Here is a 13592-nt window from a genome sequence, read left to right on the forward strand (position 1 = left end):
GGTGGCGGATTTCCTGATGCCCGCGCTCGGCGCGGACATGACCGAGGGCACCGTGCTGGAGTGGCTGGTGAAACCGGGCGATGCGGTCCGCAAGGGCGACATCGTCGCGGTGGTGGACACCGCCAAGGCGGCGATCGAGGTCGAGTGCTTCGCCGGCGGCACGGTCCGGGAGCTCGTCGTCCCGGTCGGCGCCCGCGTCCCGGTCGGCACGCGGCTGGCCGTCATCGACACCGGCGACGAGCCGACCGCTCCGGCCGCGCCCCCTCACCCGGCCGCCCCGCACCTGGCCACGACACCGCCTGAGGTCGCGCTCGCGACGCCGCCGACTCGTGCGTTCGCCGCGCGCGCCGGGGTGGACGTGAAATCCCTGCGGGGCACCGGAAGCGGCGGCCGGGTCACGCATGCGGACATCACGCGAGCGCTCGCCGAACGAACGCATCCGCCGACGACGCGCGTACCGATCTCGCCGTACGCACGCAAGCTGGCCGCCGAGCTCGGCGTGGATCTTCATGCGCTCGGCCCGCGTGATGGCGTGCTGCACGCGCGCGACATCCGCGCCGTAGCCGAGGCGGCCCGGGGGCACAGCCGGGACACCGAAGCCATGCGTCAGGCGATCGGTGCGCTGATGGCCCGCTCCAAACGCGAGATTCCGCATTACTACTTGACCGCGACCATCGATCTGCACGCCTGCCTGGATTGGCTGCACGAGCACAATCTGCGCGTCGCGGTGCCGGAGCGGATCCTGCCCGCGGCGGCGCTGCTGAAAGCGACCGCACTCGCCGCCCGCAAGGTCTCTCAGCTCAACGGCCACTGGACGGACGGAAGCTTCCGGCCCGCCGCCGAGGTGCAGCTAGGGGTCGCCGTTTCGCTTCGGGGCGGAGGGCTGGTCACGCCGGTCATCACCGACGCGGCGAACCGTCCGCTCCCCGAACTCATGGACGAGCTGCGCGCGGCTGTCGCCCGGGCACGCTCCGGCACGCTGCGCTCAGCGGACCTGACCGCGGGCACGCTCACCGTGACGAACCTGGGCGACAACGGCGTCGAATCGGTGCACGGCGTCATTTATCCGCCGCAGGTCGCCCTCGTCGGCTTCGGCGCGATAGCGGAACGGCCGTGGGCGGTCAACGGCCTGCTGGGCGTCCGTCCGCTCGTGACCGCAACGCTTTCCGCCGACCACCGCGCGAGCGACGGCGCGACCGGCGCCCGTTTCCTGTCCGCGATCGCGGACCTGCTGCAGCATCCGGAGGAACTATGACTCAGGCACTCACCCGCGACCAGGCCACCGCCGCGGTCCGCACCGCGCTCGCCGGCTTCGCCACCGAAGCGGAACTCGCCGAACTGCCTCCCGGAGAGTCTCTCCGGGAGGCGCTCGAACTCGATTCGATGGACTTCCTCACCTTCGTCGAACGGCTGTCGCAGCGGCTCGGCCGGCGCATCGAAGAGGCCGACTATCCCCGGCTCGCCACGGTGGACTCGGCCGCCGACTTCCTCACCGCGGACCGCTGACCCGCGCCGGCCCTCACACCGCCCGCTGAAACCTGGCCACCGCGCCGGCCGCGGCCACCGCGGAGACCACCGCGACCAGCGCGAGTTCGCTGCCGGTGCCGAGAGTCCACGACCCCCAGGTCACCCCCGGCGCGAGCTGAGCCAGAACCTGGTGCGGCAACGCGAGCCGGCTCAGGACGGCGCGGCGCATCGGGTCGACCGCGTAGGTCAGCGGGTCGATCCGGGTCAGCACGGAAAGCCAGGCGGGCAGCCCCGCGGTCGGGAACATCGCGCCGGACAGGAAGAACATCGGCATCGCCACGAACTGCAGCACCGCCTGGAACGCCTCGATCTGGGTGATGGCGCTGGCCAGCAGCACGCCGATCGCGGTGACCATCACCGCTGCCAGCGCCATCTCCCCGGTCAGCTCGAGCAGCAGCGCCGGACGGTAGGGAACCCGGACCGCGCCCGCCAGCGAAAGCATCAGCATGCCCTGCAGGGTCGCGACGGTGGCGCCGCCGAGGATCTTGCCGAGCACCAGCGCCGGGCGGCTGACCGGGGCGACCAGCATCTCGCGGAGGAAGCCGAATTCGCGGTCCCACACGATCGACACCGCGGAGAAGATCGCGGTGAACATCACCGTCATCGCCACGATCCCGGGGAACAGGAAGGTCCGGATGTCGAATCCGGCTCCGGCCGCGGCCAGCCGGGTCAGGCCGGTGCCGAGGACGAACAGGAACAGCACCGGCTGGGCCAGCGAGGCCACCATCCGCAGCCGGTTTCGGCCGAACCGGATCAGCTCGCGCTGCCACACCACCCGCAGCCCGCGAACCTCGCCGCGCAGCCCGGTGCGGACCGCCGGCGGGCTGAGCGCCTGCTGGATCACCGCCGCCACCTCCTCGCCATTTCACCCGGCTCGCCGGACGAGTCGATGTCGCGGATCGTGCGGCCGGTGCAGGAGAGAAACACGTCGTCGAGGGTGGGCCGGGACGCCCGCACCATCACCACTCGCACGCCGAGCCCGGTCACCAAGGCCGGCACGAACTCCTCGCCGTCGGGCACCGCGAAGGTCAGTCCCTCGTCAGTTCGCTCGGCGAGCAGGCCGAAACGCTCGCGAAGCGCCACGGCGGCGGCCGCGTCGTCGACGGTGTGCAGATCGATCCGGTCCTGCCCCACCATGCCCTTGAGCGCCTGCGGCGTGTCGTTCACGACGATCCGGCCGCGGTCGATGATGGCGATCCGATCGCAGTTCTCCGCCTCTTCGAGGTGGTGGGTGGTCAGGAAGACGGTGGTGCCCTCGCTGGCCCGCAACTGGTCGAGGTAGGACCAGATGTGCACCCGGGTCTGCGGGTCCAGCCCGAGGGTCGGCTCGTCCAGGAACAGCACCTGTGGCGCGTGCACCAGGCCGCGGGCGATCTCCAGCCGCCGCCGCATCCCGCCGGAGAAGGTGCGTACCAGCGCGTTCCGCCGGTCCCACAGTTCCACCATCCGCAGCAGCGGCTCGGCCCGCGCGGCGAACCGCCGCCGGTCCAGCCCGTAGAGCTCGGCGTGGAAGCGGAGGTTCTCCATCGCGGTGAGGTAGGTGTCCACTGTGGACTCCTGAAACACCAGGCCGATCCGCCTGCGCACCCCGGCCGGATCGGCGAGCACGTCCAGCCCGGCCACCTTCGCGGTCCCCGACGACGGGCGCAGCAGCGTGCACAGCATCGCGATCGTGGTGGATTTGCCCGCTCCGTTCGGGCCGAGGAATCCGAACGTCTCGCCTGGCGCCACCTCGAAGCTCACGTCGCGCACCGCCCACACGTCGCCGAACCGCCGGCTCAGCGCCTGGGCCTGCACGACCGGTTCGCCGTCTCCGACGCGGCGTGCGACGGCCTCGGCCACCGATTCCGTCATGCCCGCCTCCTTCCGCTGTCCTCCGAGAATCAGCCGTGCCGGCGGAACGAAAAAGGGACGTTCGCCCTTCGGGCGCGGGCACGCGGTCCTGCGTCCGCCGCCGGTTCAGGCCGCCGGGAGGTGCCGCAGGAACCACGCGCGGGCCAGCTCGGCGACCTGGCCGAGCGCGCCCGGTTCCGCGAACAGATGGGTCGCGCCGGGCACCACCGCGAGTTCGCTCGGCCCGCCCAGCGCTTCCTGCGCTTGCTGATTGAGCCGTAGCACCGCGCCGTCGCGGCCTCCGACGATCAGCAGGGTCGGGCAGCCGACCGCGCCGAGGACGTGCGCGGCCAGGTCCGGCCGCCCGCCCCGCGAGACCACCGCCCGGATGCCGGTTCCGGCCTCCGCGGCGGCGAGCAGCGCCGCTGCCGCCCCGGTGCTGGCGCCGAAACACCCGACCGGGAGGGCGGCGGTGTCCGGACGGGTCTTCAGCCAGCGAGTCACCTCGACCAGCCGCTCGCCGAGCAGCGCCACGTCGAACACCCGGGCGCGATCCGTTTCCTCGGCCGGAGTGAGCAGATCGAGCAGCAGCGTCCCCAAGCCGGCTCGGTTCAGCGTCGCGGCGACGCGCACATTGCGCGGGCTGTGCCGGCTGCTTCCGCTTCCGTGCGCGAAAACCACCAGCCCGGCCGGATCGCCCGGCAGCGTCAAACGGCCGGCCAGCCGGGCTCCGCGCACCGGGACTTCCACGTCCTCGTCCAGCGACGGCGCTTCTCGCGCGGCGAGGCGCAGCAGGTCGGCGACCTCCTCGTCGGAAACCTGGCCGAAACGGCGGTACCACTGCCCGACCGAACGGAACCAGGCCGGGGTTTCCAGGCACACCACCTCGTCGGCGTCGCGGGCGAGCGAGCCGATCGAGTCGTGCGCACCCACCGGAACCGCCAGGATCACCCGCTTCGCGCCCTCCGCTCGTGCCACCTGGCAAGCCGCGCGGGCCGTCGCCCCGGTCGCCACGCCGTCGTCGACGAGGACCGCGACCCGGCCCGCCGGCGACACCCGGGCCCGGCCGGGCCGCCACCGCTCCGCCCGCCGCTGCAATTCAGCACGCCCGGCGCGCTCGGCCGCCGCGAACTCGGCACGACTCACCCGGGTGTGGCGCACCACGTCTTCGTTCACGACCAGGACGTCGCCCTCGCCGATCGCGCCCGCGGCGAGCTCGGGCTGCCCGGGCACCGGCAGTTTGCGGACCACGATCAGGTCCAGCGGCGCCGCCAGCGCCCGCGCCACTTCATAGGCGACCGGGACGCCGCCCCGGGGCAGGCCGAAGACCACGACCTCCTCGCCCCGCAGTGATTCGAGCCGCTCGGCGAGCCGGCGTCCTGCCTCGGCGCGATCAGTGAACGGCACTGAACACCTCCCGTCTCGTCCCCCGCCCCGCCCCGGCCGCCCGGGAGCGGCCAGGGCGGTTCGTCGCTCAGGCCGCGCGGCGCAGGTGATGGGTCCGCTCGATCGTCTGTGCTTCGTCGGCGTGCTTGCGGGACAAGCCTTCGAAGTACAGGAGAATCTCGCGCCAGAAGTAGGCCGCCCCGGCGACGGCGACGCCGGTGAACACGATTCCGAGCGCGGGCGAGCGGACCGCGAGGCCCCACTCGGCGAACAGGTCGAAGTTGACGATCCATGCGACCGCGATGCCGAGCACGACGAAGGCAGCCGCCCAGAGCTCCCGGGCCAGGGTCAGCCACCGCGCGGCGATCGCGGACACCGCCACGATCCCGAGGCCGAGCACCACAAGCATTCCGAAGGCAGGCATGACGTTTCTCCCGACTAGCCGGACATTTTGTCCGTTTCACCGTGCGCGGCCACGCCGGACCGGCGATAGAGACCAAAGCCTCCGCCGAAGTGCCCCGAGTACCGGCCCGGAACGGTCCTACGTCCCCACCCGGGGTGGCCAGGATCACGCCCGCCGTCCCACCAGGTCGCGACGTCAGCGAAGCCGCGCCCGACCTGCTAGCTTCCGCGCCATGGCCGACCACGACAACGGAGCGCTCCGCACCCTGCTGACCAACGCCGACAGCGGCGTTCTCCTCTTCGGGATCACGCCGCCGCGAGTCAGCGCGACCGCGGACCGGATCCGCGAGATCACCGCGGCCACCCTCGCCCGGCTCAGCTCTCTCGACGTGGACGGCCTCGCCCTGTACGACATCGACGACGAGAGCGACCGCAACCCGGAGGAACGGCCGTTCCCCTACCTGCCGACCCTCGACCCGGCCGCTTACCACGCCGACTACCTCGGCGAATGGGACCGTGCCGCGGTCATCTACCGGTGCGTCGGCAAGTACTCCGAGACGGAGCTGCGCGACTGGATGCAGGCCACCGACACCGACAGCACGCTCGCGGTGTTCGTCGGCGCGTCGTCGAAGGGGAAGACAGTGCGGACGCGCCTGCCGGAGGCGCATTCGCTGCGCCAGGAGGTGCGGCCCGAACTGCTTCTCGGCGGCGTCGCGATCACCGAACGTCCCGGCGAGCACCTGCGGCTGATCGCTAAGCAGAAGGCGGGCTGCGGGTACTTCATTTCACAGGTGGTCTACAACACCGACGCGGCCAAGAGCATGGTCTCCGACTACTTCTACGCCTGCCGGGAACAGGGGCTCGAACCGAAGCCGGTGTTGTTCACGCTGTCGGTGTGCGGCTCGGTGAAGACGCTGGCCTTCCTGAAATGGCTCGGCGTCGATGTCCCGCGCTGGCTGGAAAACTCGCTCCGCCATGCCGACAACACGCTCGCCGAGTCTTACGAGCAGTGCCTGGCCAACGCGCGCGAACTCACCGCGTTCTGCCGCAAGCTCGGGATGCCGTTCGGATTCCTGGTGGAAAGCGTGTCGATCCGGAAGGTGGAAATCGAGGCGTCGGTCGCGCTGGCCGGCGAAGTGGGCCGGCTGCTGCGGGCCGGCGGATTCACGGCCAGGAAAGCCTGATGGCCGGTGCCGGGCTGATCGTGTTCGGCGGGCTTCCCGGCGTCGGGAAGACGACCGTTGCCCGGCAGGTGTCCCGGGAGCTGCGCGCGGCCTATCTGCGGATCGACCGGATCGAGCAGGCGCTCGCCGACTCCGGGGAACTCCCGGCGAGACCGATGGCGGCCGGTTACCTCGTCGGATACGAACTGGCGGGTGACCAGCTCGGCATCGGCCTCAGCGTGGTCGCGGACTGCGTGAACCCGTTGAAGATCACCCGCGACGCTTGGCGGGCGGTCGGAAACCGGCACGGACGGTGGACGCTCGAAGTCGAACTCGTCTGCTCACGGCCGGACGAGCACCGCACGCGGGTGCAGACGCGGACCGTCGACATCGCCGGGCTCACGCCGCCGCCGTGGGACCGGGTCGTGCGCCACGAGTACGAAGAATGGGATCGCGACCACCTCGTCATCGACACCGCGGTGACCAGCGCGCAGGCGAGCGCCGCGCTCGTGGTGCGGCAGGCCCGCGCCCTGGCCGATTCGGCCTCGACGAGCTGATTTTCGCTATCCTGCCCGCAACGCCGGCTGATCGCGGGAGGAAACCGTGACCGATCTCTACGATCGCATCGGCACCGGATATTCGCGCGGCCGGCGCACTGATCCGCGCTGGATGGCGCGCGTTCTCGCCGCTCTCGGCACCGCGGAATCGGTCGCGAACATCGGCGCCGGCACCGGTTCGTACGAGCCGCCGAACCGGTCCGTGCTCGCGCTCGAACCGTCTGTCGAGATGATCCGGCAACGGCCGCCCGGGTCCGCGCCGGCGGTCCGCGCGGCAGCCGAAGCCTTGCCGCTGCGCACGAACGCGGTCGACGCGGCGCTGGCGGTGCTCACCGTGCACCACTGGACGGACTGGCGAGCCGGGCTCGCGGAACTGCGCCGGATCGCGCCGCGCCGGGTGGTTCTCGGATATGACACCCGGGTGCACGGGGACTTCTGGTTCGTTCGCGAATACGTGCCGGAAATCGCGAAACTGGAGCTGAGCCGGCCGTCCGCCCCGGAAATCGCCGAAGAACTCGGCGCAGACCTGGTCACTCCCCTGCCGGTGCCGGGAGATTTCACCGACGGAGTGTTCCCCGCCTATTGGCGCCGTCCGGACGCGTATCTCGACCCGGCAGTCCGCCGGTCCTGCTCCGCGCTCGCGCAGACCGATCCGACCGCTGTCGAACGCGGTGTCCAGAAGCTGCGCGAAGACCTGCGCAGCGGGCGATGGCACGAACGCCATCGGGAACTGCTGGACCTCGACGAATGGGACGCCGGATTCCGGCTGATCGTGTCGGAAGGCTGAAGGCGATCGAGGACTGCCTGTCACCGAGCACGTCCGTGCAGGGCCCTTGCGGGAATCCAATTCCGGCAAGGGACCCTGCCCGACCTAGCCGCCGCTTGCCGGCCGGGAGAAGAGGCTCGTCACCGACCCGTCCGTGAACACCTCGTGAATCGCGTCCGCAAGCAGCGGCGCGACCGACCGGACGCGCAGCTGCGGAAACCGCTGTGCCTCGGTGATCGGAAGACTGTCGGTCACCGTGACTTCCCGGATCCCGCTCGCCGCGAGCCTCGCCGGCGCGTCCCCGGACAGCACTCCGTGCGTCGCCACCGCGACGACGTCCGACGCCCCCGCGTCGAGCAGCAACCGGGTCGCGCCGGCCGTGGTGGTGCCAGTGTCGATCATGTCGTCCACGATCACGCACAGCCGTCCGGCGACGTCGCCGATCAGCTGCGCCGGGGCCGGATACGCCGGATCGAGCGCGGCGCGGCGCTGGATGAACGCGATCGGCCGGCTGCCGAGCAGCACGGACCACGTTTCGGCCAGCCGGACGCGCGCCGAGTCCGGGGCGACGATCGCGATCTCCCGGTCCTGATGGTGGCGCAGCAGGTCGGCGGCGAGCAGCGGTTGCGCGCGCAGATGGTCGACCGGACCGCCGAAGAAGCCTTCGGTCTGCGGGGTGTGCAGGTCGATCGTGATGATCCGGTCCGCGCCCGCCGTGGTGAGCAGATCGGCCACCAACCTGGCCGAAATCGGTTCGCGGCCGCGATGTTTCTTGTCCTGCCTCGAATACGGGTAGAACGGCAGCACCGCGGTGATCCGTTTCGCGCTGGCCCGCTTCAGCGCGTCGAGCATGATCAGCTGGTCCATCAGCCAGGTGTTCAGCGGCGGGGCAGGCGCGTGCAGGACGAACGCGTCGCAGCCGCGGACCGACCGGCCGAACCGCACGAAACGCTCTCCGTTGGCGAAACTGTGCGCGGTCTGCGGGGTCACCTGAGTGCCGAGCCGAGTCGCGACCGCCTCGGCCAGTTCCGGGTGCACGTCGCCGGCGAAGAACATCAGCTTCTTGGTGACGGCGCCCGCCTGGCGCGTCGCGGGTTCGCTCATGCGCGCGGCCTCCCTCCCCTTCACAACGCCGGTTTCCGTGTTTCGAGGACCGCACGGGCCACCCGATACGAAAGGTCCGGGTCGGCGAGATCCGGCACGATCCGGTCGACGGGTGTCAACGTGACCAGCGCGTGCACCGCAGCGCGGTGCGCGTCCAGGCCGCCCATCGGGTCGCCCGCGCACCCGCCGATCGGCTCTTTGCCCAGCGCGTACAGCAATCCAGGCAAGGCCAGCAGGTGCGCGACCGGGTCCTCCCGGGCGGCGACGACGCGCGGAAGCCCGGTTGCCGCGCCGATCAGGTCCACGACGACGCTCGCGTCCCGGGACACCGACGACAGCGGGAACCCGGACGCGTCAGCTTCGTTCCAGGACGCGATGTCCGCCACGCCGACCGCCATCAGCAGCGGCACGAGCAACGGCAGCCGCGACGGCGCGGTGACGACCACCCGCGCGTTGAGCGGAGCGACCTCGGTCCGGCGCAGGATCACCAGCACCGCGGCGACGAGGCCGATCGCGAGGGTGTCCTGCTCTGTCACCACCAGGACGCGGCCGGTACGGGCGAAGTCCTGCTGCACCGCACGGGCCCGTGCGGCTTCGGTTCGGGCCAGGAAGATCGCGCTGGCGTTCTCGGCGACCGCCCGCGCCGCCACCGCCAGCTCGCCCGCGTCCCGCGCGGTCACCGCGACCCGGTACGGCGTGAGCATCGTGTGATTGCGGAGCAGCTGAACATCGGACTCCAGCGCTGCCGACACCGCGCCCGGGTCGCCCGAGACGCCGCCGGGCAGCGCGCTGCCGTCGCCCAGCACCGCGAGACCGGAAGCCGTCATTGGTCGAGAGCCGCCTCGTCCTCGGCGAGCGCCGCCAGCACGGCGGGCTCCACCAGGCCGTTCGTCTCGAACTCGTGCCGCCCGGCCATTTCCAGCAGCTCGGCGAGACGTGCCCGGTGCAGGTACGCCTCATACGGATGCCCGGCATCGACTGCGATCTTCGCGGATCGCTGCGCATCGCTGATCCCTCGCCGCAGCTCGGCGGCGAACTGAGTTGGCACTGGCGCCTCTCCCTGTCCCTGGCCCGTCACCAGACTTAGTAAAGCTACCATGTTGACACTTTCGGAATTATGCAACTCTTCACTAGCTAGGTCGAGCGGTGGTGCTGCGGCGGGCGAAGGAAACATCGGCGAGCAGCCGCGAACGCGACCGCCGCGACCCGCACCGAACCGCCACCGCGCCCCGGCAACCGCTCACCCGGCCAAGGACGGTTCCGTTGTCCGCTACAGGTCGTTGCCCGCGTAGGACAGATTGAAGCTCTTGTTGGCCAGCGGGAAGTCCGGGACGATCGTGTCGGTCAGCGCGACCGGCAGCGCCGGCCAGTTGAAAAAGCTCGGGTCGACGACCTTCACCCGGGTCAGCTGTCCACTCTCGTCCAGTTCGACGCGGTGCACGATGGTCCCGCGCCAGCCCTCCGCGATCCCGACGCCGGAACCGGCCCCCGCACGGACCGAGCCGCGCGCGTCGAGCGAATGGAGCTCGCCGGTCAGCCGCCCGATCGCGGCGATGGACGCGCGGATCTCCGCGGCCCGCACCAGGAATCGCGACAATACGTCGCCGTCGGTCTGCGCGTGCACGGTGCGTTCGAAGCCGGCAGCGTGCGGATAGTCGACCCGGGCGTCGCCGGTCAGGCCGCTGGCCCGGGCGACGCAGCCGAGCGTGCCGAGGTCCTCGGCCTGCTCGCGGGTCAGCACCGCCGTCCCGGCGAACCGGTCGCGCACCACGCTGTTTCCCAGCGCCAGCGCGACGATCTCCTCGACGTCCGAGCCGATCTCCGGCAGCCGGTCCAGCTGATGCAGGCTGCGCACGGCCGCGCCGCCGGGATGGATCGACCCGCGCAGCAGCCGGTGCCCGGTGACCTGCTCGTTCAGCCGCAGCAGCTGTTCGCGCACCCGCTGGGCGTGGTTGTTCAGGATCCCGTGGCCGACGTCGTTGCACAGCCCGCCGAGGTCGGCGACGTGGTTGTAGATCCGCTCCAGCTCCAGCAGGATCGCCCGCAGCCGCTGGGCGTCCTCGGCCGCGGACACGCCGAGCGCGTCCTCCACCGCAAGGCAGAACGCCAGCGTGTGGCCCACCGCCGTGTCGCCGCTGATCCGCTCGGCCAGCTCGACCGCGTCCGCCGGGCGGCGACCGGCGAACAGCTTCTCCAGTCCTTTGTGGACGAACCAGAGCCGGGCCTTGAGATTGAGGATGGTCTCCCCCACCACGGAAAACCGGAAATGTCCCGGCTCGATCATCCCGGCGTGCACCGGGCCGACCGGGATCTCGTACACCCCGTCGCCCTCGACCGCGCGGAACGGGTACGGCCCGTCGACGTCGCCGAACTCCGGCGGCTCCCCGGCGTCGGCCAGCATCGGATACCAGCCGCGCGGCCAGTGGAAGTGCCGGACCAGGCGGCGCGGCAGCGGGTGGTCCTCGGGGACGATGCCGAACAGGTCCCGCATCTCGCGTTCGAACCGCCCGGCCGGGAACGACAGTCCGGCCAGGCTCGGCACCCGCGGCTGCGCCTTGTCCAGCGGCACGTGCAGTTCGACCCGCCGGTCCGGACCGGGCGCGGTGAACAGGTACACCGCGCGGAGCCGGTCGCCGTCGTCGTGCCCGGCGGCCAGAGCGAGCCGGAATCCGCCCGCCAGCAGCGCCTCGGCCTGCCCGGGCAGCTCCGCCGGGGCGAGAATGCGATGTGTCATGGCGTCCTCGTGAGCAACTGGGCCGCGGCGTGCAGCAGCGACGACAACGGACCGGCCGCGATGCCGAGCACCGCGGAGGCCAGCAGCCCGCCCACCAGCGCGATGGCAGTGGCAGGCGACAGCTTGACCGGAGTGGCCGCCGCTCCGGGGCCTTCCGGTGCGGCGCCGAGCAGCATCCGGCTGGTGTGCCCGATCAGCGCCGCGGCGATCACCAGCATCAGCACGAGCGCGGTCCCGGTGGCCCAGCCCATCCCGCCCGCGAATCCGGCTCGTGCGATGCCGAGTTCGCTGGCGAACAGGCTGAACGGCGGCAGTCCGATCAGCGCCAGCACCCCGAAGCCGACACACCCGGCCAGCAATCCCCCGCGCGCGGCCAGCCCTCGAACGTGGTCGATCCGGCTGCTGCCGAACCGCTGCAGCACTTTTCCGACGCCGATGAACAGCACGCTCTTCGCCAGGCCGTGCCCGAGCAGGTGCAGCAGCGCGGCGGCGATGGCGAGCGGACTGCCGATCGCCGCGGCAAGAGAGACCAGGCCGAGGTGCTCGATACTGGAGTAGCCGAGCATTCGCTTGTAGTCCCGTTGCGCCAGCAGCAGAGTCGCGGCGACGGCGAGGGAAGCGAGCGCCATGATCGCGAGCAGCAGCCGCGCGAAGCCAGGGCCTAGCGCCAGGTCCGCGATGACCTTCACCCGCAGCACCGCGTAGAACGCGACCGACAGCAACGCACCGGACATCAACGCGGAAACCGGGGTCGGAGCTTCGGAATACGCGTCCGGCAACCAGGCGTGCAGCGGTGCGAGCCCGGCCTTCGCGCCGAAGCCGATGACGAGCAATGCCACCGCGATCCGGGTGACGCCGGGGTCGAGCGCGTGGGCGTGCCCGGTGAGCGCGGCCAAGTCCAGGCCGCCGTCCCCGGCGTGCGCCGCGGCGTAGTTCAGCAGGAACGTGCCCAGCAGCGCCAGCGCGATCCCGGTCGAGCAGATCACCACGTACTTCCAGGCCGCCTCGACCGCCGCCTTGGTGCGGTACTGCCCGACCAGGAACGCGGTGACGATGGTCGCGGCTTCGATCGCGACCCACAGCACGCCGAGGTTCGCGGCGAGCACCGCGAGGTTCATCGTGGCCAGGAACAACTGGACGAGCAGGCTGTGCCGGGCCGCGGTCCGCGCGGTCGCCCGCCCGGAAGCGATCTCGCCTTCGAGATGGGGAGGCGAGGCCAGCGTGGTCAGCAACGCGACCGCGCTGACGACGATCAGCATGAATTCCGAAAGCGCGTCGGCGCGCAGCAGACCGGCGCCGCGCGGACCCGAGATCGCGAGCAGTATCGCGGACGCGAGCATCAGCGCGGCCACGAACGGGGCCAGCCAGGCAGTGGTCCGCCGCCAGCCGAAGCCGGCGTACCCGAGCGCGGCCAGCAGCGGCAGCGCGATGGGGGTGAACAGGAAGACGGTCATCAGTCGTGCAGCTCTCTCAGTTCGCCCAGGTCCGTGTCGCCGAAGGTCTCCCGCATCCGGCTGGCCAGGATCTGCAGCACCAGCACGGCCAGCAGGACGTCGAGCGACACGCCCAGTTCGACGATCAGCCCGGTACTGGCCGTCGTGAGGAAGCCGACCGCGGTGATCCCGTTGTCCAGCAACAGGAACCCGACCAGTTGAGACAGCGCGCGCCGGCGGGTGACCAGCACGAAGAACCCGATCAGGACCACCGTCATGCCGACCGGAATCGCTTGGGTGGCCGGGGCCGGGGCCAAATCCACCAACGGCTGCGACACCGCGTACGCGATCAGCGTCAGCGCGGCGGCGGCCAACAGCGACGATGCGACGTTCACCAGCGGCCGGGTCTCGCGCTGCGCCTCCGCGGTGGTCGCCATCGCGCGACGCAGCAGCCACGGCAGCAGCCCGACCCGCAGGACCAGGATTCCGGCGGCGGCGATCCACAGTTCGGCCGCGCCCTCCTGCGCGGCGAGCACCGCGACCAAGCCGGCGAGCGCGACGCCCTGCAGCGCGAAGACCCGCACGATGACGCTCAGCTCCCGCCGCCACAGGATCAGCACCGCGGTGAGCAGCAGCGCACCGCACGCCAGGTCCAGCAGCTGGACGTATCCGTTCACCATTGCCTCC

At 71.3% G+C, this 13592-nt stretch carries 15 protein-coding genes; 5 read left to right on the forward strand and 10 right to left on the reverse strand.

Annotation, left to right across the window (positions count from 1 at the left end):
* The first annotated feature begins 1 nt into the window (after position 1).
* Complete coding sequence (locus tag AMYBE_RS0114190; protein ID WP_020660051.1) at positions 2–1255, forward strand: dihydrolipoamide acetyltransferase family protein; 1254 nt, start codon at positions 2–4, stop codon at positions 1253–1255.
* On the forward strand, positions 1252–1506 hold the full coding sequence (locus tag AMYBE_RS0114195) for an acyl carrier protein (protein ID WP_020660052.1): 255 nt from the start codon (positions 1252–1254) through the stop codon (positions 1504–1506). The genes AMYBE_RS0114190 and AMYBE_RS0114195 overlap by 4 nt, the downstream gene beginning before the upstream one ends.
* A gap of 13 nt (positions 1507–1519) precedes the next feature.
* Here AMYBE_RS0114195 and AMYBE_RS0114200 read toward each other — a convergent pair whose 3' ends face one another.
* The 4 genes from AMYBE_RS0114200 to AMYBE_RS0114215 all read right to left on the reverse strand — a co-directional run bounded on the left by AMYBE_RS0114200 (position 1520) and on the right by AMYBE_RS0114215 (position 5170).
* A complete protein-coding gene (locus tag AMYBE_RS0114200) occupies positions 1520–2371 on the reverse strand; it encodes an ABC transporter permease (RefSeq protein ID WP_154676203.1) in 852 nt (283 codons plus the stop codon).
* Entirely contained in the window at positions 2368–3381 is a 1014-nt protein-coding gene (locus tag AMYBE_RS0114205; RefSeq protein ID WP_020660054.1) for an ATP-binding cassette domain-containing protein, read from the reverse strand. Before AMYBE_RS0114205 ends, AMYBE_RS0114200 begins: the two co-directional genes overlap by 4 nt.
* Before the next feature lie 105 nt (positions 3382–3486).
* The gene (locus AMYBE_RS0114210; protein WP_020660055.1) at positions 3487–4767 is read right to left on the reverse strand and encodes a phosphoribosyltransferase family protein; all 1281 of its coding nucleotides are present in this window, start codon (positions 4765–4767) and stop codon (positions 3487–3489) included.
* A 67-nt stretch (positions 4768–4834) separates the two neighbouring features.
* Complete coding sequence (locus AMYBE_RS0114215; protein WP_020660056.1) at positions 4835–5170, reverse strand: hypothetical protein; 336 nt, start codon at positions 5168–5170, stop codon at positions 4835–4837.
* Positions 5171–5381: 211 nt separating this feature from the next.
* Here AMYBE_RS0114215 and AMYBE_RS0114220 point away from each other — a divergent pair, with 211 nt between their 5' ends.
* From AMYBE_RS0114220 to AMYBE_RS0114230, 3 genes are read left to right on the forward strand one after another with little or no spacing between them, the layout of a single operon-like run.
* Positions 5382–6332: a 5,10-methylenetetrahydrofolate reductase gene (locus tag AMYBE_RS0114220; protein ID WP_020660057.1), complete on the forward strand. Its 951-nt coding sequence runs from the start codon at positions 5382–5384 to the stop codon at positions 6330–6332.
* On the forward strand, positions 6332–6868 hold the full coding sequence (locus AMYBE_RS41690; RefSeq protein ID WP_020660058.1) for a P-loop nucleotide/nucleoside kinase family protein: 537 nt from the start codon (positions 6332–6334) through the stop codon (positions 6866–6868). The genes AMYBE_RS0114220 and AMYBE_RS41690 overlap by 1 nt, the downstream gene beginning before the upstream one ends.
* A gap of 46 nt (positions 6869–6914) precedes the next feature.
* Positions 6915–7655 carry a class I SAM-dependent methyltransferase gene (locus AMYBE_RS0114230; RefSeq protein WP_020660059.1) on the forward strand — a complete coding sequence of 247 codons (741 nt, stop codon included), beginning with the start codon at positions 6915–6917 and terminating at the stop codon, positions 7653–7655.
* Between the two features lie 84 nt (positions 7656–7739).
* Here AMYBE_RS0114230 and AMYBE_RS0114235 read toward each other — a convergent pair whose 3' ends face one another.
* The 6 genes from AMYBE_RS0114235 to AMYBE_RS0114260 form a co-directional block, all read right to left on the reverse strand.
* Positions 7740–8738, reverse strand: a complete 999-nt coding sequence (locus AMYBE_RS0114235) for a ribose-phosphate diphosphokinase (protein WP_020660060.1) — start codon at positions 8736–8738, stop codon at positions 7740–7742.
* A 20-nt stretch (positions 8739–8758) separates the two neighbouring features.
* Positions 8759–9565, reverse strand: a complete 807-nt coding sequence (locus AMYBE_RS0114240) for a hypothetical protein (RefSeq protein ID WP_020660061.1) — start codon at positions 9563–9565, stop codon at positions 8759–8761.
* Positions 9562–9786 carry a hypothetical protein gene (locus tag AMYBE_RS0114245; RefSeq protein WP_020660062.1) on the reverse strand — a complete coding sequence of 75 codons (225 nt, stop codon included), beginning with the start codon at positions 9784–9786 and terminating at the stop codon, positions 9562–9564. The genes AMYBE_RS0114240 and AMYBE_RS0114245 overlap by 4 nt, the downstream gene beginning before the upstream one ends.
* Positions 9787–10008: 222 nt before the next feature.
* The gene (locus AMYBE_RS0114250; RefSeq protein ID WP_020660063.1) at positions 10009–11472 is read right to left on the reverse strand and encodes a hydrogenase large subunit; all 1464 of its coding nucleotides are present in this window, start codon (positions 11470–11472) and stop codon (positions 10009–10011) included.
* Entirely contained in the window at positions 11469–12926 is a 1458-nt protein-coding gene (locus AMYBE_RS0114255; RefSeq protein ID WP_020660064.1) for a proton-conducting transporter transmembrane domain-containing protein, read from the reverse strand. The genes AMYBE_RS0114250 and AMYBE_RS0114255 overlap by 4 nt, the downstream gene beginning before the upstream one ends.
* Positions 12926–13585 carry a hypothetical protein gene (locus tag AMYBE_RS0114260; protein ID WP_020660065.1) on the reverse strand — a complete coding sequence of 220 codons (660 nt, stop codon included), beginning with the start codon at positions 13583–13585 and terminating at the stop codon, positions 12926–12928. The genes AMYBE_RS0114255 and AMYBE_RS0114260 overlap by 1 nt, the downstream gene beginning before the upstream one ends.
* Between the last annotated feature and the right edge of the window lie 7 nt (positions 13586–13592).

This window comes from Amycolatopsis benzoatilytica AK 16/65 (genome assembly GCF_000383915.1).
Lineage (GTDB): Bacteria > Actinomycetota > Actinomycetes > Mycobacteriales > Pseudonocardiaceae > Amycolatopsis > Amycolatopsis benzoatilytica.